Annotated in this window: 14 protein-coding genes; 2 read left to right on the plus strand and 12 right to left on the minus strand. The window is 67.2% G+C overall.

The annotated features are described in order from the left end of the window. Positions 1–6: 6 nt before the first annotated feature. The 9 genes from ACYKG1_RS17015 to ACYKG1_RS17055 all read right to left on the minus strand — a co-directional run bounded on the left by ACYKG1_RS17015 (position 7) and on the right by ACYKG1_RS17055 (position 12,860). Entirely contained in the window at positions 7–999 is a 993-nt protein-coding gene (locus ACYKG1_RS17015; RefSeq protein WP_100473745.1) for a hypothetical protein, read from the minus strand. Between the two features lie 256 nt (positions 1,000–1,255). Beyond that, positions 1,256–2,092, minus strand: a complete 837-nt coding sequence (locus ACYKG1_RS17020; protein ID WP_478470966.1) for a TrmH family RNA methyltransferase — start codon at positions 2,090–2,092, stop codon at positions 1,256–1,258. Then, positions 2,093–3,601, minus strand: a complete 1,509-nt coding sequence (locus tag ACYKG1_RS17025) for an alanine/glycine:cation symporter family protein (RefSeq protein WP_478470967.1) — start codon at positions 3,599–3,601, stop codon at positions 2,093–2,095. A 210-nt stretch (positions 3,602–3,811) separates the two neighbouring features. Continuing rightward, entirely contained in the window at positions 3,812–4,351 is a 540-nt protein-coding gene (locus ACYKG1_RS17030) for a GNAT family N-acetyltransferase (protein WP_478470968.1), read from the minus strand. Beyond that, the gene (locus ACYKG1_RS17035; RefSeq protein ID WP_100473749.1) at positions 4,344–7,469 is read right to left on the minus strand and encodes an efflux RND transporter permease subunit; all 3,126 of its coding nucleotides are present in this window, start codon (positions 7,467–7,469) and stop codon (positions 4,344–4,346) included. Before ACYKG1_RS17035 ends, ACYKG1_RS17030 begins: the two co-directional genes overlap by 8 nt. Then, positions 7,466–8,572 carry an efflux RND transporter periplasmic adaptor subunit gene (locus ACYKG1_RS17040; protein ID WP_100473750.1) on the minus strand — a complete coding sequence of 369 codons (1,107 nt, stop codon included), beginning with the start codon at positions 8,570–8,572 and terminating at the stop codon, positions 7,466–7,468. The genes ACYKG1_RS17035 and ACYKG1_RS17040 overlap by 4 nt, the downstream gene beginning before the upstream one ends. Positions 8,573–8,843: 271 nt before the next feature. Beyond that, positions 8,844–10,907: a TonB-dependent copper receptor gene (locus tag ACYKG1_RS17045; protein WP_478470969.1), complete on the minus strand. Its 2,064-nt coding sequence runs from the start codon at positions 10,905–10,907 to the stop codon at positions 8,844–8,846. Positions 10,908–10,979: 72 nt separating this feature from the next. Next, positions 10,980–11,411, minus strand: a complete 432-nt coding sequence (locus ACYKG1_RS17050; protein WP_100473752.1) for a DUF2946 domain-containing protein — start codon at positions 11,409–11,411, stop codon at positions 10,980–10,982. A gap of 465 nt (positions 11,412–11,876) precedes the next feature. Next, positions 11,877–12,860, minus strand: coding sequence for a LysR family transcriptional regulator (locus tag ACYKG1_RS17055; protein ID WP_262227622.1), 984 nt, complete (start codon positions 12,858–12,860; stop codon positions 11,877–11,879). A gap of 208 nt (positions 12,861–13,068) precedes the next feature. Here ACYKG1_RS17055 and cysK point away from each other — a divergent pair, with 208 nt between their 5' ends. Both cysK and ACYKG1_RS17065 read left to right on the plus strand, forming a co-directional pair. Continuing rightward, positions 13,069–14,028: a cysteine synthase A gene (gene cysK / locus ACYKG1_RS17060; RefSeq protein WP_087923478.1), complete on the plus strand. Its 960-nt coding sequence runs from the start codon at positions 13,069–13,071 to the stop codon at positions 14,026–14,028. Positions 14,029–14,238: 210 nt separating this feature from the next. Further along, positions 14,239–14,838 carry an O-acetyl-ADP-ribose deacetylase gene (locus ACYKG1_RS17065; RefSeq protein ID WP_100473754.1) on the plus strand — a complete coding sequence of 200 codons (600 nt, stop codon included), beginning with the start codon at positions 14,239–14,241 and terminating at the stop codon, positions 14,836–14,838. A gap of 92 nt (positions 14,839–14,930) precedes the next feature. Here the strand turns inward: ACYKG1_RS17065 and ACYKG1_RS17070 are convergent, their stop codons facing one another. The 3 genes from ACYKG1_RS17070 to pyk all read right to left on the minus strand — a co-directional run bounded on the left by ACYKG1_RS17070 (position 14,931) and on the right by pyk (position 18,873). Continuing rightward, a complete protein-coding gene (locus ACYKG1_RS17070; RefSeq protein WP_478470970.1) occupies positions 14,931–16,076 on the minus strand; it encodes an ABC transporter substrate-binding protein in 1,146 nt (381 codons plus the stop codon). A 129-nt stretch (positions 16,077–16,205) separates the two neighbouring features. Next, positions 16,206–17,210 carry a class I fructose-bisphosphate aldolase gene (locus ACYKG1_RS17075; protein ID WP_100473756.1) on the minus strand — a complete coding sequence of 335 codons (1,005 nt, stop codon included), beginning with the start codon at positions 17,208–17,210 and terminating at the stop codon, positions 16,206–16,208. 196 nt (positions 17,211–17,406) lie between these two features. Then, positions 17,407–18,873: a pyruvate kinase gene (gene pyk, locus ACYKG1_RS17080; RefSeq protein ID WP_049442695.1), complete on the minus strand. Its 1,467-nt coding sequence runs from the start codon at positions 18,871–18,873 to the stop codon at positions 17,407–17,409. Between the last annotated feature and the right edge of the window lie 118 nt (positions 18,874–18,991).

Consider the following 18,991-nt stretch of genomic DNA (forward strand, 5'->3'; position numbering starts at 1 on the left):
GGCCCCTCAGAAGAACATGCCCAGAGCGACCTGGGGGCTGATGATGCGGCTGGTGTTGCGGCCGGCCACGCTGAACTCGACACCGGCGATCAGGCCCAGTGATGGGCTGAAGTGGTACTCCACGGCCGGCGCCAGGGTGACGCTGCGGCTGGCCGGGCGATGCTCTTCGATCCGTTCGATCGCACCGCTGCTGTTGCGTGCGAAGCCGCTCAGGCGCTGGCCGGTCTCGCGGCTGGCGGCCACCTCCATCACGCCCACCCAGCGCGAATTGAAGCTGTACTCGGCGCCGACCGACAGGCCCAGCACCGACCCGCGGGAGATATGTCCCTGGAAGCTGTCATCGGTGCCGTACACGCTGGTGCCGGATATGGCGGTGCGCGACGGTGCCGGCCCGGCACTGAGCTGGGCGCGCCAGCGCAGCGGGCGCTCATTTCCCAGCCAGACCACCTGCTGCACGCCGAGTGCGGCGGTCGTGCGCTGCACGCCATCACCCTGGGCATCGAGTGCGTTGCCGGTGATGCGGTCGTGGCTGCCGGTGCTGAAGCGCTGCACCAGTGCGACCGAGATGGCCGGTCGCGTGCCATCGGCATTGGGGGCCTGCAACAGGTACTGCAGGCGCGCGGTGGTATCGCCAGCGCGGAAACCGCTGCTGCGCGCGCTGCCCTGTTCGGCACGGGAGGCACTGAGATTGACCTGGCCCATCACCCGGTCGCTGAAGCCATAGATGATCGGGACCACCGTGGCCCATGCGCCGCTGTGCTGCCCGCTGCGGCGACGGTGGCCACCATCGTCGTAGTGATCGCGACTGTCGACCCGCACCAGATAAGGTTCGATATACCAATGACCCTGCGGCAGGCCGGCCGGGTTGGGGGTGATCAACGGGCCGGTGAAATTGACCCCGTCCAGGCTGCGCTCTTCAGCCTGCACCGCGGGGACTGCAAGTGCGCACAGCACCAGCAGCAGGGATGCGCGCATCGCGTGGTGTTGGATTCGATGCATGGGAACCGCTCCTGTTCGACATTGGATGGAGGTCCACCGTGCGATGCAGGATGCGGCTCAACAATGAGACAAATTCTAAAAGTGCGTGTTCATGCATCAAGCATGCTTGATGCATCGTGACCGGTCGCAATCAGCATGTTTTGCAGACGGCACCCGGCAGGCGACCCGCACGATCACACTGAGCTTTGCGGAATGCGCGCAAAAAACCCGGCCGCGAGGGCCGGGTTCGGGGTCACGGCACGATGAAACAGCCGCGTCAATCGCCGCGGCGGCTCGCCCACTGCGCCAGCAGCACCGCCGTGGCCGAGGCGACGTTCAGGCTCTCCACCGCACCGCTGCCGGGAATCGAGACCTGCAGGTCGCACTGGCCCGCCAGGCTGCGGTCCATGCCCTCGCCCTCGGCACCCATCACGTACACCAGCCGGCTTGGCAGCGACGCGCGGAACACATCGTCACCGCCATCGACCAGGGTCGCGGCCAGGCCGAAACCGGATGCACGCAGCTGCGCCATCGCCTGAACGGTCTCCGGCAGCTGCACCAGTGGCACGGCTTCGGCACCGCCCTCGGCAACGCGCGCGGCGGCACCGGACAATGCCAGCGTGCTGCCGGCCGGCAGCAGCAGCGCCTTGGCACCGAAGTGCGCGGCCGAGCGCAGGATCGCGCCGAGGTTGTGCGGGTTGCCCACGCCATCAAGCCACAGCGCCAGTGCCGGGCCATCACCGACCTGCTCCAGCCACTGCGCCAGCGGCAGTGCCGGTGCGCGCAGCACATCGGCCACCACGCCTTCGTGATGGGTGGTACCGGCGAGCTTGTTCAGATCGCCATCTTCGACCACGCGATACCCCACGCGGTTGGCCACGCACCACTTCAGCAGCGGCTGCAGGCGCGGGATGCGCGCCTCCAGCAGGTACAGCTTGCGCAGCGCCTGCGGCCGCGCTTCGAACGCGGCCTGCACGGCATTCAAGCCGTACAGGCGCAGCTCGTCGCTGCCGCCGCGCCCACCACCGCCCGTGGCCGGCACCTCCGGGCGCGGCAACGGTGTTGCGCGCGGCGGACGGGCGGATGGACGGCGGTTGTTCCAAGGGTTGTTCACTTACACACTCTCCTGCTTGCGCTGGCGCCAGAAATCGGCGTTCTTGATGCCCAGGGCATCCGGGTCGAACACCGGATCCAGGCCCAGCTTCTTCTGTCGTTCGTAGTCACGCAGGGCCAGCATCGCCGGCTTCTGGATGATGAGGATGGCGATGATGTTCAGCCAGGCCATCAGGCCGACGCCGATGTCACCCAGCGCCCAGGCCAGGGTCGCATTATGGAATGCACCGAACACCACCATGCCGATGATGCCAAGGCGCAGCACAAGCACGGTCAGCGGGCGCTTCCTGTTGTGGTTCACATAGCTGAGGTTGGTCTCAGCCATGTAGTAGTAGGCCATGATGGTGGTGAAGGCGAAGAAGAAGATGGCGATGGACACGAACGCCGAACCCCAGCCCGGAAGCACCGCTTCCACGCCGGCCTGCGCATAGCCCGCACCTTCCGGAATGCCGGCCAGGCCCTGGAACAGCGGCGGCGCGCCTTCCACCGGCGAGTACACGTTGTAGGTGCCGCTGGCCAGGATCAGGAACGCGGTGGCGGTGCACACCATCATGGTGTCGAAATAGATGGCGAAGGCCTGCACGTAGCCCTGCTTGGCAGGATGCGAGACTTCCGAGGCCGCCGCCGCGTGCGGACCCGAACCCTGCCCGGCTTCATTGGCATAGATGCCGCGCTTGATGCCCCACTCCACCGCCAGGCCCATCATCGCGCCGAACGCGGCGTGGGTGCCGAAGGCGCTCTTGAAGATGATGCCGAACATCTCCGGCACGCGGTCGTAGTTGATGACCATGATGACGATGGCGGTCAGGATGAAGGCCGCCGCCATGAACGGCACCACCACCTCGGCGAAGTTGGCGATGCGCTTGACGCCGCCGAAGATCACCACGCCCAGCAGCAGGCCCACCACGATGCCGATGCCCAGCTTCAGAGCCTGCGTCGATTCCATGCCCAGCGTCTGGCCGTCCAGCGGACCGCACAGCGCGGTGCCACGGCAGGCGTTGATGATGCTGTCGGCGATGGCGTTGGCCTGCACGCCCGGCATCAGGAAGCCGGCCGCGATGATCGTGGCGATGGCGAAGGCCAGTGCGTACCACTTCAGGCCCATGGCCTTTTCGATGTAATAGGCCGGGCCACCACGGTAGCGGCCTTCGGCATCCTTGGTCTTGTAGATCTGCGCCAGGGTGCATTCCACGTACGAAGTGGATGCGCCGAGGAAGCCCATCACCCACATCCAGAAGATGGCACCAGGGCCACCGAAGGCGATGGCGGTGGCCACGCCGGCGATGTTGCCGATGCCCATGCGGCCGGCCATCGACATGGCCAGCGCCTGGAACGAGGACACGCCGGCGTCGGACTTCTCGCCCTTGACGGTGAGGCGGCACATCTCGACGAACCCACGGATCTGCATGAAACGGGTGCGCAGGCTGAAGAACAAGCCGGCGGCCAGGCACATGAAGATCAGTGCCTTGCTCCAGATGATGCTGTTGATGAAATGTACGGTAGCTTCCACGCGCGCTCTCTCCAGTCGGCGGGTTGTAAGGACGTCCCGTCGGCTGGAGGGGACCGGTCGATTCTCCCTGATCGACGGCCGCTGCGGTAGCGCCAGAAGGATGGGGTCGGATCCCTTGCGCGCTGCGCAAGGGCTCTGACCCGGTTCTACCGTTTGGCGGGTTGGGGGTCAGAGCTCTTTTCTGGCGAGAAGGGATCCAACCCCGCGCGTTCAGGGCAGCTGCGTGCGCACCCGGGCGAAACGGCGAAGGTCGTGCAGCACGCCGCGCTTGTAGACCGCACAGCGCTCCACGCCCTCCTCCTGGAAGCCGTTCTTCTCCAGCACCCGGGCCGATCCCAGGTTGAAGTCGACCACCGTGGCCTGCAGCCTGAACAGGCGCAGCTCGTCCATCACCCACGGGGCGAACAGACCGACCACGCGGGTCATCAGGCCCTGCCCCCAATAGGCCTGCCCCAGCCAGTAACCCAGTTCAGCACTGTGCCCACGCTCGGCCACGCCCTGCTGGGCACCGACGCTGCCGCAGGCCTGGCCGTCGATCTCGATGGCCAGGTTCAGGGTGCCCGGGGCCAGCACGCGGCCGGCCAGGAAGGCCTCGCCATCCTCGCGCGTGTACGGGTACGGGAAGCGGTCGCGCAGGCCGCGCGACACCTCGGCGTCATTGGCGTGGCGTAGCAGGGACGCCAGGTCATCGGGGCGCCAGGGTCGCAGCTGGAAGCCGTCGCCCTGCAGCACTGTGGCCGGATCAGGCATGGCCACCCACCGAGGGCGATTCCGCTTCCTGCTTCTCCAGCTCGCGCTTGACCGCTTCCGGCGAGCGGGTGTACGGGGCCAGGCGCGCGTAGAACGCCGGCACCACGAACAGCGACAGGAACGTCGAGAGGGTGACGCCGAAGATGATCACGATGCCGATCGTGCCACGGCTGGCCGAACCGGGGCCACCGGCCACGACCAGCGGGATCGCGCCGACCACGGTGGCGATCGAGGTCATCAGGATCGGGCGCAGGCGCACCATTGCAGATTCGATGATCGCCTCGCGCACGCTGCGGCCATCGTCGCGCAGCTGGTTGGCGAATTCGACGATGAGGATGCCGTTCTTCGCGGCCAGGCCGACCAGCATCACGATGCCGATCTGGCTGAACAGATTCACCGTGCCGCCACTCACCCACAACCCGACCAGCGCGCCGAGCACGCCCAGTGGCACGGTCAGCATGATGGTGAGCGGATGGATGAAGCTCTCGAACTGGGCAGCCAGTACCAGGTAGACCACCAGCAGGGCCATGGCGAAGGTCAGCAGCACGGCGCCACCGGCACTCTGGTATTCGCGCGATTCGCCCTTCCAGTTCACCTGCGCGTACTGCGGCAGCTCCTCGCGCGTGACCTGCTGCGCCCAGGCAATGGCCTCACCCAGCGGATACCCCGGTGCCAGGCCGGCATTGATGGTGATCGAGCGCAGGCGGTTGAAGCGATTCAGGGTGCCGGCCTCGGCCACTTCGCTCAGCGTGACCAGGTTGGACAGCGGCACCAGTTCGCCGGAGGTGGCGCGCACGCGGATCGCCGCCAGGTCGGCCGGGCTGGCGCGGCCGTCACGTCCGGCCTGCACCAGCACATCGTATTCCTCGCCGTTGTCGACGAAGGTGGTGACGCGGCGCGAGCCCATCATGGTTTCCAGCGCCGAACCGATCGCGGTGACCGGCACGCCGAGGTCGGCCGCACGCTGGCGGTCGATGTTCACCCGCATCTGCGGCCGGGTTTCCTTGTAGTCCGAGTCCGGGCCGACCAGGCCGGGGTTGTCGGCCATGCGCAGCAGGATGCGGTCGCGCCATTGCGCGATCTCGGCATACTCCGGCCCGCCCAGGACGATCTGGAACGGCTGCCCGCCGCTGCGCACCAGGCCACCGCCCACCTGCGTGCGCACGCGCACGCCGCGGATGGTGTCCAGTTCCTTCTGCAGCTCGTTGGCCACTTCCGGCGTGCCTTCGCTGCGCTGCCGCCACGGCTGCAGGAAGATGCTGACGCGGCCGGTATGCATTTCCTCGCTGGCGCCCCAGCCACCCGGCACGCGCGGGTTGGCGCGCACGATGGGCTTGTCCGGGCCGACATGCGGCGCCAGCATCGCTTCCACCTGCTGCACCTGCTGCACGGTGTAGTCGTAGCCGGCGCCTTCCGGGCCATCGATCATGATCTGGAACGAACCGCGGTCTTCGGCCGGTGCCAGTTCCGACGGCAGCAGCTTGAGCAGGCCCCAGCTGGCAGCCAGTGCGGCAACCATCACCAGCAGGTAGATCCAGGTGCGGTCGACATGGTGATCGAGCACCCGCCCGTAGGCCCCAGCCAGGCGCTCCAGGTTGCGGTTGACGAAGCCATGCAGGCCACGCGGCGCGTGCCCGGTATGCGGCTTCAGCAGTTTGGAGGCCATCATCGGTGTCAGCGTCAGCGCCACGAATGCGGACAACGCCACCGCCGCCGCCAATGCCACCGCCAGTTCGCGGAACAGGCGCCCGGTGTTGCCTTCCAGGAACCCGACCGGCAGGAACACCGCCACCAGCACGGCGGTGGTGGCAATCACCGCGAAGGCGACCTGCGCGGTGCCGCGCTTGGATGCCACCAGCGGCGGTTCGCCCAGGTCGATGCGGCGCTGCACGTTCTCCACCACCACGATCGCATCGTCCACCACCAGGCCGATGCACAGCACCAGGGCAAGCAGGGTCAGCAGGTTGATCGAGAAGTCGAACGCATACAGCGCGATGAACGCCGCGACCAGGCACACCGGCACCGTCACTGCCGGAATCAGCGCGGCACGGAAACTGCCGAGGAACAGCCAGATCACCGCCAGCACCAGGATCATCGCCTCCACCAGCGTGGCGTAGACGCGATCCACGGCGGCTTCGATGAAGGTGGTGTTGTCGAAGGCGACGAAGATCTGCGTACCCTTGGGCAGGGTCAGCGCCACACGCTCGGCTTCAGCGCGCGCGGTGCGCGCCACGTCCAGCGAGTTGGCGGTGGAGGTCTTGACGATGCCCAGGCCGATGCCCGGTTCACCATTGCTCCGGTAGTAGGCGCGACGCTCGGCCGAGGCCAGTTCGATTTTCGCCACGTCGCCCATGCGCACCACGTAACCGTCGCGGCCCTTGCCCAGCGGGATGGTCGCGAAGTCTTCGGGCTTGATGTAGTTGCGTTCCACCCGCAGGGTGAAATCGCGGTCGGTCGACTCGATGCGACCGGCCGGCAGTTCCACGTTTTCGTTGCGCAACGCGGTTTCCACATCGCCAGTGGTTAACCCGCGCGCGGCCAGCTGGTCGCGGTCCAGCCAGATGCGCATTGCATAGCGCTGGCGGCCACCGATGCGGACCTGGGCCACGCCATCGAGGCTGGAGAAGCGGTCGACTACGTAGCGGTCGGCATAGTCGCTCAGTTCCAGCGTGTCCATGGTCGAGGAGACCATGTTGAACCAGATGATCGGATCCGCATCGCTTTCGACCTTGGCGATTTCCGGTGGCCGCGCTTCTTCCGGCATGCGGTCGGCAACACGGCTGACCGCATCGCGCACGTCGTTGGCCGCCGCTTCGATATCGCGGTTGGAGGTGAACTCGATGCTGACCTGCGAGCGGCCGTTGGTGCTGCGCGCGTTGATCGTATCGATGCCTTCGATGCCGGCCAGTGCATCTTCCAGCACCTGGGTGATGCGGCTTTCGATGACCGCCGCCGAGGCACCGGTGTAGTCCACCGACACCGAAACGATCGGCGGATCGATGGCCGGCAGTTCGCGCAGGGTCAGCCGGGTGAAGGACATCACACCCAGTACCAGCAGCAACAAGCTCATCACCACGGCAAACACCGGCCGCTGGATGGAAACGTCGGACAGCTTCATCCGCCGTGGCCCTCGGCCGCGACCGGCGCCGGTGCCTCAGCCGGCTTGGCCCCGCTGGCTGGTGCTGCGTCCTTGGCCGCGACCTTCAGGCCCGGGCGCAGCTTGCCGGTGCCATCCACGACGATGCGCTGGCCGGCTTCCAGGCCCTGCCTGATCTCGACCACGCCGGCGCGGCGCGCGCCGGTCACCACATCCACGCGCTCGACGCTGTCGTCTGCGGTGATGCGATACACGTAGGTATCGCGGCCGACCTGCACCACGGCGATTTCCGGAATCACCAGCGCCGGGCGCTCGGGGCGGAACAGGCGCACGTCCAGCAGCATGCCCGGGCGCAGCGCATGGTCGCCGTTGGCGAAATCGGCGCGCACCGTCACCGCACGGGTGGCCGGATCGATGCGCGCATCGATGGTGCTGACCACGCCTTCGAAGCTACGGCCGGGCCACGCCACGCTGGTGGCACTGACCTTGTCACCGACGCCCAGCGCGGCCAGCTCCACTTCCGGCACCTGGAAATCGATGTGCATGTGCTCGATATCGTCGAGCGTGGCGATCACCGTGGTCGGCGTCAGCAGCGTACCCGGGCTGACCTGGCGGATGCCGAGCACACCGGCGAACGGCGCACGCACGCGGCGATCACCGATGTCCGACTGCATCTGCGCCACGCGCGCTTCGGCGGCATCGCGGATCGACTTCTGCGTATCCAGCGTGGCACTCGACACCAGCCGCTGCGTGGCCAGCTCACGCTGGCGCTTGTACAGCTGGTCGGCCTCGTGGAAGGTGGCCTGCGCCTGGACCAGTGCGGCCTCCTGGGCCTGGCCGCGCAGGGTCACGATCGGCGCACCGGCAGCAATGTGCTGGCCGCTTTCGAAATGCACCTTCTCGACGATCTCGCTGACCTTGGCGGTCACGCTGATCGATTCGCGTGCCTTGGCCGTGCCCAGTGCCTGCAGGGTGTCGCTCCACGGACGGGACTGCACGACCTGCGCGGTGACCGGCACCGCTTCTCCCTGCCGACGCGCGGCGGCCTCCTGTTTGCCTGCGCACCCGGCCAGCACGGCCAGGCTGAGGCCAAGGGCCAGGGTCGAAGCGATACGAGCCAACATGAACGGTCCTGATTGATCCACGGCCGCCGAGTGTAGGCATGTGCCCATAAAAGCGGTATGTGCCAAGCGTTTACCGGCGTGGAACCAACGCTGCGATGGCGCCTTGAACCCGTTCCGTGCAAGGCTGCCACGGGCAGTGTCGGCGTGTGTCGGGGTGTATCCAGCCGTGCACCGCCCGGGCCGTCATCGTAGAGTCGAATCTGCCCGACGGAGGGCGTCGGGCGGGGACGGATCCTGGCGGGGATCCGGCCCCGTTTTCTTGCCCGTTGCCTCAGTACCGGTAGTTCAGCTTCATCCAGACGCTGCGCCCCGGCTCATTGATGCGTACCGGGTCGGCCGGGAAGCCGAAGTCGGCGCTGCCCGCCAGATTCAGGTGCTCGCTGTAGGCACGGTCGAACAGGTTGTCGACACCCGCGCTGAGCTGCAGCTGCGAACTGAAACGGTACGCTGCATTGAGCGCGAAGGTGGCAAAGCCAGCGCTCGGCCCAAGGTCCTGCGCGACGACATTGCCTTGGCCATCTGCGACGCGATGCTGGTGGGTCACCGCGCGCAGCAGCGCACCGGCGCTCCAGCGCTGGCCTTCCCAGTTCGCACTCAGGCGCGCTTCCAACGGCGGCATCTGCGGCAGCGGGCGCTGCTGGTCGCGGTTCTCGCCCCAGGCATAGGCCAGCGTGCCGCCCAGTTTCCACTGTTCGGCCACGCTCACTTCCAACCCTGCTTCGGCACCGGCAATGCGGGCATCGATGTTGCTGGCCTGGCTCATGCCCATCATGCCGCTGCCATGGTAGGTGAACAGGATGTAGTCCTGGATCTGGCCAGCGTACGCCGACACCCATGCCTGCACGCGCGGCCCCTTGTACTGCAGGCCGACGTCGAGTTGGGTGGTGCGCTCGGGCTGGATACCGGCAAACGCGTTCACTGCACCGGCCGGGCCGTGGTTGGGCGAGAACAGCTCCCAGTAGTCGGGCATGCGTTCACTGTGGCCCAGGCCCGCATACCAGGTCAGGCCATCGGCCAGGTCCTGCTCGTAGCGCAGGAAGCCACTGCCGAGCCATTCCTTGCGGCGCTGGCCCGCGGTCGGATTGGGTCTGTTACCCATCATTCCGCGGATCGACTGCCGCTCGTCGCGCACGCTGGCGCGATCGATGCGCAGGCCGCTGATCCAGCGCTGGCCGGTACCGGCGCCAAGGGTCAACTCCGTGAACGCGCCATAGCGACGGAACTTGGCATCGGTCTCCCAGTCCGCCTGGCGGTAGGTGTCGCGGCCCATGCCCATGCGACCGCGGTGGCGGCTGTCTTCCCCGTCTACGCCCGCCACCAGCTGCACGTCCTGCCAGCGCCACTCGGAACTGACCCGGCCGCCCTGGGTACGGCGGTCCAGGTTCGAGGCCATCGGCATCGGCATCATGCTGTTCGGGTTCGGCGTGCGCAGCGTGTAGTTGTCCATCACGTGGTCGGCCTCGTTGTAGTACACGTTGGCCTGCACCGTGTCCCACGCACCCGGCAGGTTGCGCTTCTCGAAACGCGCGGCATAGCTGGTACGTTCGAACGCGGCCCCGTCCATGCCGCGCCCCGCGTAGCGTGCGATGGCATCACCGGCACCGGCGGAGACTTCCAGCAGCGTGTCGGCATCCGGCGTCCAGCCGATGGCCACGTCGCCATTCCACTTGCGCCACTTCGACGGCACCACGTCACCGTTGCCATCCTTGTAGTCATCGGCTTCGGAACGGTTGCCACTGGCGCGCACGTAGCCGGTCGGGTTGCCCAGGGTCAGGTCCAGCACCTGGTCGTTGCGGTTGCGCGAACCGACCAGCGCACTGGCATCGGCACGCACACCCGGTTCCTCGAAGCGCGGCGTATCGCGCTCGAAACGCACGGTGCCGGCCGAGGCTCCTGCGCCCCAGCGCACACTCTGCGGCCCCTTGATGATGGTCAGCCGGTCGAAGCTTTCCGGCGCGATGTAGGACAGCGGATTGTCCATGCGCGACGGGCAGGCGCCGATCAGGTTGCCGTCATTGCTGAGGATGTTCAGCCGCGAACCGAACATGCCGCGCAGCACCGGGTCGCCGTTGGTGCCGCCGTTGCGGATGGCGGAGAAACCGGGGACGGTCTTCAGGTAATCGGCGCCGTCACTGGCGGGCACCGGCTGCCGCGGCAGGCGCGGATCGGTCACCCAGTGCAGCGGCGAGGACGGTGCGGCGGCGGTCACCACCAGCGTGTCGAGGGTACGCGCCTCTTCGGCGGGCGCGGCGTGGGCCAGTGATGCGGCCACGGCCAGGCCAAGGGCAACCGGCAGGCGCGCACAGGCGCCCGCGGGGCGGGAAGTCGTTTTCATCGGAACAGCTCCAAGGTACGCATGCGCGCACGGCGCCCGGTCAGGCGTCGTGCGGCAGATTCGATAGGGACATCAGCGAACGATGGAGAAACGCGGCGGCCCGCGCGCGGCATGCGCCGGCCAGCACAGCGCGGGCAGCACCTGCTGCGACCACGGGAACACCAGCTGCGGCCGCCACAGCAGCGGCAACAGCAGCACCAGCACGGCCAGCCATGGCAGCAGGCGCATTGCCAGCACGCAGTATTCGCAGGCTTCGCCGTGCATGGCGTGGGGGTCGGCCGGGCGGTTGCGCGCTGCCGGCGCGGCCCCGTGCTGATCGTGCCCGGCCATGGCCATGCCGCGCATGTCATGGCTCATGGCAGCGTGGTCCATGCCGGCCATCGCAGCGTGGTCCATCGGCTGCGCCTGCAGCGCGCGGCTGACCAGCGGCGCAAGCACCATCAGCAGCGTCGCCAGGATGGCGAGCTGGAGCAGAAGGCGCTGCGGGCGGGACAGGCGGGTCACCCCGCCAGTGTAGAGCCGGGTCCAGGGTTGCTCATGCGACGAACCGTCGCAGGCATTTGCGACACCCGTCGCGGGGTGTTCGGCAGGGCTGCGCCCTGCACCCGCAGATGCCACGGCAGGTGCCGAAGCAACAGCAGAAGCGGGTTTCCTGAGGGATGACGGGGTGGGTCCGGTTGCGGGGGACGCCGTAAATACGTGCATGTAGGCTCGGTCGCGCCATCCATGGCGCTCACGCCCCCGCAACCGGACCCACCCCGCCTTCGACAGTTCTCCGCGATCTGTCGGAACCACTCTCGGGGTCAGATCCGTTTTCCGAAGGAAAACGGATCTGACCCCAGATGTATTTCGATATCTGACAGCTTCATCCACGCATGGCGTGGATCTACCGTGTCGACCAAGGTCGACACCTACCAACAGCCATCGGAATCTGTCAGAGGTGGGGCTGCAAGCCCTGCTCGACCCACCTCACACCGTGATGGTCTGGGTCAGCGACTCCCAGGTCGGTGGCACCGGCCACGCCGCCGCCTGGTTGCCGTCCAGCACCCGCCGCAGGTCGCGTGGATCAATCTGCGGTGCCAGCACGTGCACCAGCTCCAGCGCGTAATCACGCAGCACCCGGTCGCGTGGCAGCACCGCCCACGCGATGCACTCGGCAATCGGGGCCGGGGCCGGCCAGGCCTTCAGGTCTTCGTCGTTGGAACTGACCGCCATCTCGGCCAGCAGGCCCACGCCCAGGCCGGTACGCACATAGGTCTTGATCAGATCGGCATCAAGCGCGGTCAGCGCCAGATCCGGCACCAGGCCATGGGCGGCGAAGGCGCGCTGCAGCGAGGAATTCGGGCGGGTCGAGGATTCGTAGCTGATCAATGGCTGCCGGGCCAACGCGGCCAGGTCCGGTGCACGCCCGGCGCGGTCCAGCGGGTGGCCCTTGGGTACCACCACCAGCCGCCGCCAGCGGAACAGCGGCACTGCAACGCCATCAGTGGGTTCACCGCCAGCGGTGCTGATGATCGCGATATCGGCATCACCCTGGTTCAAGCGGTCCAGCGCGTCGGCTTCACCGGCCTGCTGCAGGTGCACGCTGACCTGCGGGTAAGCCTGCTTGATCGCTGCCACCGCCGGCGGCAGCACGAAGCGCGCCTGGGTGTGGGTGGTGGTCAGAATCAGCTGGCCCTGGCTCTCACGGCGCTGGTTTGCCGCGTAGGTGCGGATGTTGTTGGCCTCCGCCAGCACCGCGCGGGCACGGGCGATCACCTCGGTGCCGGCCGGGGTGACCGACTCCAGGCTGCGGCCCTTGCGCACGAACAACAGGAAACCCAGCTCGTCCTCCAGCTGCTTGAGCTGCTTGGACAGGCCAGGCTGGGTGGCGTGCACGCGCGAGGCGGCCAGCGTGATGTTCAGCTCGGCGTCGGCGATGGCAACCAGGTAGCGCAGCTGGGTCAGCGTCATGGGCAGGCAGGCGGCGTGGGGCGGAGGTCCACTCTAGGGTCAATTGCCGTCACCAGCTTATAACCAAAGGTTGTTTAAGAAAGGTATCTGGTCATTTCCGGGCGTCATATGCCGGCGCTACGGTCAGCCGGCAGCCGCTGGCCTGAACGGCCAGCCGTCCCCCTTCGCCCGCCGAAGCCCGGCGCGGCCCCGTTTCCGGAGCGCTTCCATGGCCCTGTACGACTCCATCCTCGATACCGTCGGTAACACCCCCATCGTCAGGCTGCAGCGCCTGGCGCCCCCGCAGGTCAGCGTCTACGCCAAGGTCGAGTCGTTCAATCCGGGCGGCTCGGTGAAGGACCGCCTGGCGCTGGCGATCATCCTCGACGCCGAAGCGCGTGGCCTGCTCAAGCCGGGTGACACCATCGTGGAGGCGACTTCGGGCAACACCGGCGTGGCGCTGGCGATGGTCGCCGCCGCGCGCGGCTACAAGTTCGTGGCGACCATGGTCGAGACCTTCTCGGTGGAACGCCGCAAGCTGATGCGCGCCTACGGTGCCAAAGTGATCCTGACCCCGGCCGCCGAGCGCGGCAGCGGCATGGTACGCAAGGCGGCCGAACTGGCCGAACAGCACGGCTGGTTCCTGGCCAGCCAGTTCGCCAACCCGGCCAACCCGGCGTATCACCGCAACACCACTGCCGCGGAAATCCTGCGCGACTTCGCCGGCAAGCGGCTGGACTACTTCGTCAGCGGCTGGGGCACCGGCGGCACGCTCACCGGTGTTGGCGAAGTGCTGAAGGTCGCGCGCCCGCAGACCCGCATCATCGCCACCGAGCCGGCCGGCGCCGCCCTGCTCAAGGGCGATGACTGGAAGCCGCACAAGATCCAGGGCTGGACCCCGGACTTCGTGCCGGACGTGCTCAACCGCGATGTGGTGGACGAACTGGTCTCGGTCGACGATGACCGCGCGATCGCCACCGCGCGCCGCCTGGCAGCAGAGGAAGGCATTTTCGTCGGCATCTCCGCCGGCGCAACTGTCGCCAGCGCACTGGACGTGGCTGCCCGCGCTGAACCGGGCTCGGTGATCCTGGCGATGCTGCCGGACACCGGTGAACGCTATTTCTCCACGCCGCTGTTCGCCGATGTGAACGAAGGGTCCGACGACGACTGGCTGGCCGGCCTGCCGTGATGCGCAGGATCGGATCCCTTTCCGTGCGGAAAAGGGGCTGACCCCTTTCTGCTTCAGCCTGCGTGAAGGCGTCGCACGCCATCGTGCGTGAAGGCCGTCGGATCGCAGCAGGTGAGACGGTCATGACGCAGTATCGATGCCCTGTCCCCTACCGTGGGAACAGCCGGCGCAGATGCTGCGCGGAACACCTCACAGGCAGGAGACGGACGCATGAAGATCGAAGTTTGGCAGGGCGACATCACGACCCTGGCGGTGGATGCGATCGTCAACGCGGCCAACGAAACACTGCTCGGTGGCGGCGGTGTCGACGGTGCGATCCATCGCGCCGCGGGCCCGGCGTTGTTGGCCGAGTGCGAGCAGTTGCCGGAGCTTCGCCCCGGCGTGCGCTGCCCGACCGGCGAAGTGCGCGCCACCGGTGCGCATGCGTTGCCAGCGCGGCATGTACTGCACACGGTCGGCCCGGTCTGGCATGACGGCCAGCGCGACGAACCTGCGCTGCTGGCCAACTGCTACTGGAAATCGCTGCAGCTGGCCGAGTCGCTGGGTGTGCAGTCGATCGCGTTCCCGGCGATCAGCTGTGGCGTGTACGGCTACCCTTTGTACCAGGCCGCGCAGGTCGCTGTGACCGAAACGCTGGCCTGGCAGCGCAGCCATGCGCAGCCGATGCGCATCGTGCTGGTGGCGTTCAATACGGCCACGGCCAAGGCTTACCAGCAGGCGCTGGCTGCCGCTGGACAGAATACTGAGAGTGAAGCTCGCGCGTCGATGCTGCCCCCGCTGGGCGATGCAGGCTTCGCCGTCGCACACTGATCCGCAGCATGGGACGCAAAAGAGAAGGCCGGGCGTTGCCCGGCCTTTTCCATTGCACCGCAGCTTTCATCCACGCATTGCGCGGATCATGCTCAACGACTGGCCGCCTCCACCGCAGCAGCATCTTCGGCCACGACTGCCGCAGCGTCGGCAGCAGCACGCGCGGCTGAGGCGGCGGCGCCCGCGGCGCTGGCGCCATCCACCTGCACGCGCACTTCCACCAGGCCCGCGCCATTGTTCAGGCTGGACACGTCGACGGTGTAGTGGCCGGCCGGCAGCGTTTCTTCCAGGCGCGCATTGGTGCCGTTGCCACCGTCGTCGTCGGTCAGTTCCACATCGCCGCCAACCACGCGCAGCACGGTATCGACCTGGCCCGAGATCGCATCCAGGCGGACATCGGCCGGACGATCCAGGGTCAGCAGGAAGCGGCGGCTGCCTTCGTTGTCGAGCATGGTATACGCGCTGCCCGAGGACGGCAGTGCGGTCCCGTCACGCTCGATCAGGTTGCCCGGCACTTCGATGCGGTTGGCCGACAGGGTGAACATGCCGTTGACGCCGTCACCGAGGCCGCGTGCGGTCAGGGTGTACTTGCCCGGCTTCAGTACCAGGTTCAGGCGCGAGTTGGTGCTGTCGCCGCCATCGTCATTCTCCGCATCCACGCCATGGCCCGACAGCTTGAGCACCGGATCGAACACGTCCGACACCAGGCGGATCTCGTACAGGCCTTCCTTTTCCACCTGGAGGGTGTAGTCCTGCGAATCACCGGCCAGCATGTCGACGATCTCGCCACTGCCCACCAGCGGCTTGCCGTCGTACGGCTTCAGCTTCTCGGCGCGCAGGCGGTACGGGCCGAAGGCGGTCGGGCCATCGGCGTTGACGGCCACCTGATAGGTGCCGCCGCCGTTGGCGCGGAATGCCAGCGAAACATCGCCCTCGCGCTCGTAACCGGTGTTGCTGGTGGACACCAAGGTGCCGTTGTTGAACACCGCGATCGAGCCGCTGAGCGCACCGGTGAGCTTCATGCCGACCAGTTCCTTGTCTTCCAGCTTGATCTGGTAGAGCTGGTGGTGGCTGCCGTCGTTGTAGTTGATGCCGCTGCGCGAGGTGATCTCGCCGGACACCGGCTTGTCGAAATCGAGCGACGCGGCCTTGCCCGCGTCCGCGCCGCCGCCGATGCGGTTGCAACCGCCGGCGACCAGGACCGTGGCAACGGCCAGTGTGAGTGCTGCCAAACGCATGTTGTTTCTCCTTGGCCTTCCATGTGGTTCCCGCATGCCGGCCGGGCATGCGGGGGCGGAAAAGATACCCGCAAAAGCAAACGCCGGCGTAAAGCCGGCGTTGCCCTGTTCATCCTGCAAGAGGACGGATCAGCCGTTCCACTTGCCCAGCGCGGCCAGGCCGTTGTCCCTGGCGCGCTCGTACACGGTCTTCTGGGCAGCGGCGTAGTTGCCCTTCATGTCCTTGGCCCACAGCTTCAGCGCGGCCTGCTGCATGGCGCGGCCGTAGGAGAAGCTCAGCGGCCACGGCAGGTTGCCCAGCTGGTTCATCGCGTTCAGGTGCTCGGTGGACTGCTCGTCGCTCTGGCCACCGGACAGGAACACCACGCCCGGCAGGATCGCCGGCACGGTGCTCTTCAGGCACATCACGGTCGACTCGGCCACTTCCTCGACGTCGGCCTGCTCATCGCAGCCCTTGCCGGAGATGACCATCGAGGCCTTCAGGATGGTGCCTTCCAGCAGCACGTTCTGCTGGTACAGGGCGTCGAACAGCGAGCGCAGGGTGGCTTCGGTGACTTCGTAGCAGGTCTCGATGTCGTGGTCGCCGTCCATGATCACTTCCGGCTCGACCATCGGCACCAGGCCGCATTCCTGGCACAGCGCTGCATAGCGGGCCAGTGCGTGGGCGTTGGACTCGATGCAGGTGCCCGACGGGATGCTTTCGCCGATGTTGATCACCGCGCGCCACTTGGCGAAGCGCGCACCCAGCTTGTAGTACTCCTGCAGGCGCTCGCGCAGGCCGTCCAGGCCTTCGGTGACCAGCTCACCGGGGCAGCCGGCCAGCGGGTGCGCACCCTTGTCCACCTTGATGCCCGGAATCATGCCGTGGTCGGCCATGTACTTGGCGAACGGCACGCCGTCCTTGGTCGACTGGCGGATGGTTTCGTCGTACAGGATGGCGCCGGAAATGTGCTCGTTGAGCTTCGGCGTGGTCAGCAGCAGCTCGCGGTAGGCGCGACGGTTCTCCTCGGTGTTCTCGATACCGACGCCGGCGAAACGCTTGGCGATGGTAGCGGTGGATTCGTCGATCGCGATGATGCCCTTGCCCGGGGCGACCATGGCCTGGGCGGTTTCAGCCAGCTGTTCGATGCTCATGTATTTCCTGTGGCGGGTGCGGGAAAAACGTAAGTATAGCCCCGCCGCCCGTTGCCTCGCCGTGGAGGACAGGATGGAAACGCTTCCATGCCGGCGCAGGACAAAAGATGTCCTGCGGCATGGGGTCAGAGGCCCTGCGGGGATCTGACTTTGGGGTCAGACCCGCAACGCGGCTCCGATCCCGGGCCAACACTCCTTACAGGTCGCCCAGGCCGCTGGCGCGGCCGTCTTCGCCCACTTCCAGCAGGCGCAGGGTGTTGGTCGCACCCAGGGTTTCCATGTGCTCGCCGCTGGTGAACACAACGCGGTCACCGGCCTGCAGCAGCTCGGATTCGACCAGCAGGCGGATGCTGCCGCGCGCGGCTTCGCGCGGAGTCAGGCCACGGCTGTCGAAGTTGATCGGGTAGACATCGCGCATCAGCGCCATCTGGCGACGGGCGCCGTCATGGCGGGTCACCGCGAACACCGGCGCCTTGGCGCGGAAACGCGACAGGTAGCGCGCGGTGCCACCGGATTCGGTCATCGCCACGATCGCACGCACGCCCACGTGCTGCGACAGGAACATGGTGGCCATGGCAATGGCCTGGTCGGCACGTTCCAGGTTGCGCGGCGAGGCGTTGAAGTCGGTCTCGGTCTGGAACTGGCGCTCGGCCCCCAGGCAGATGCGCGCCATCGCTTCCACGGCCTTGACCGGGTAGGCACCGGCGGCGGTCTCCGCCGAGAGCATCACCGCATCGGTACCGTCGATGACCGAGTTGGCCACGTCCAGCACTTCGGCACGGGTCGGGATCGGACTTTCCACCATCGACTGCAGCATCTGCGTGGCGGTGATCACCACCTTGTTCTGCGCCAGCGAGGCCTTGATGATCTTCTTCTGCAGGCCCGGCAACTCGGCATCGCCGATTTCCACGCCGAGGTCGCCACGGGCGACCATCACCACGTCGCTGGCCTCGACGATTTCTTCCAGGTTCTCGATCGCCTCGGTACGCTCGATCTTCGACACCAGCGCGGCATCGCAGCCGTGCGAGCGGGCGATGTCACGCGCATCGTTCATGTCCTGCGCGTTGCGGCAGAACGACACGGCGATGAAGTCGACGCCGATCTTGGCAACGATGCCGATCAGTTCCTTGTCACGTTCGGTCAGCGCGCCCAGCGACAGGCCGCCGCCCTGCTTGTTCAGGCCCTTGCGGTCGGACAGCACGCCATCGTTGAGCACGGTGTTGACGATGCGGTCGCCCTGCACTTCCACCACCTGCAGCTGCATCAGGCCGTCGTCGAGCAGCAGCACATCCCCCGGGCCCACATCCTGCGGCAGGCCGAGGTAGCTCACGCCCACCTGGCTGGCCGTGCCCGGGCCGGCATTCTCGCTGGCGATCAGGTCGAAGCGGTCGCCCGCCTTCAGCTGCACCTTGCCTTCGGCGAAGCGCTCGATGCGGATCTTCGGGCCCGGCAGGTCGGCCAGGATGCCCACTTCCACGCCCACACGGGCCGCAGCGGCACGCACTTCGGCGGCACGCTTGGCCTGGCCGGACGGATCGCCATGGCTGAAGTTCAGGCGCACCACATTGACGCCGGCGCGGAACAGATCCTCCAGCACGCCCGGCGGATCGGTAGCCGGACCGAGGGTGGCAAGGATCTTGGTGCGGCGCTGACGCTCGAACATGGTGGATGGGCCTCTCCCGTTAAAGGACGGAAATTAGCACATCCTTCACGCCGCATGTATACGGTTACAGCCTTGTGCTGCCTGACTCCGCGGGTCATGGAACGGACATGGTCCGGAC

Source organism: Stenotrophomonas sp. 85239_Sma, assembly GCF_056481725.1.

What these genes read in the sequence shown, in the direction of transcription:
- ACYKG1_RS17015 (WP_100473745.1), bottom strand. Translation starts at nt 999, where the DNA reads ATGCATCGAATCCAACACCACGCGATGCGCGCATCCCTGCTGCTGGTG.
- ACYKG1_RS17030 (WP_478470968.1), bottom strand. Translation starts at nt 4,351, where the DNA reads ATGCCTGATCCGGCCACAGTGCTGCAGGGCGACGGCTTCCAGCTGCGA.
- ACYKG1_RS17035 (WP_100473749.1), bottom strand. Translation starts at nt 7,469, where the DNA reads ATGAAGCTGTCCGACGTTTCCATCCAGCGGCCGGTGTTTGCCGTGGTG.
- ACYKG1_RS17040 (WP_100473750.1), bottom strand. Translation starts at nt 8,572, where the DNA reads ATGTTGGCTCGTATCGCTTCGACCCTGGCCCTTGGCCTCAGCCTGGCC.
- ACYKG1_RS17045 (WP_478470969.1), bottom strand. Translation starts at nt 10,907, where the DNA reads ATGAAAACGACTTCCCGCCCCGCGGGCGCCTGTGCGCGCCTGCCGGTT.
- ACYKG1_RS17055 (WP_262227622.1), bottom strand. Translation starts at nt 12,860, where the DNA reads ATGACGCTGACCCAGCTGCGCTACCTGGTTGCCATCGCCGACGCCGAG.
- cysK (WP_087923478.1), top strand. Translation starts at nt 13,069, where the DNA reads ATGGCCCTGTACGACTCCATCCTCGATACCGTCGGTAACACCCCCATC.
- ACYKG1_RS17065 (WP_100473754.1), top strand. Translation starts at nt 14,239, where the DNA reads ATGAAGATCGAAGTTTGGCAGGGCGACATCACGACCCTGGCGGTGGAT.
- ACYKG1_RS17070 (WP_478470970.1), bottom strand. Translation starts at nt 16,076, where the DNA reads ATGCGTTTGGCAGCACTCACACTGGCCGTTGCCACGGTCCTGGTCGCC.
- ACYKG1_RS17075 (WP_100473756.1), bottom strand. Translation starts at nt 17,210, where the DNA reads ATGAGCATCGAACAGCTGGCTGAAACCGCCCAGGCCATGGTCGCCCCG.
- pyk (WP_049442695.1), bottom strand. Translation starts at nt 18,873, where the DNA reads ATGTTCGAGCGTCAGCGCCGCACCAAGATCCTTGCCACCCTCGGTCCG.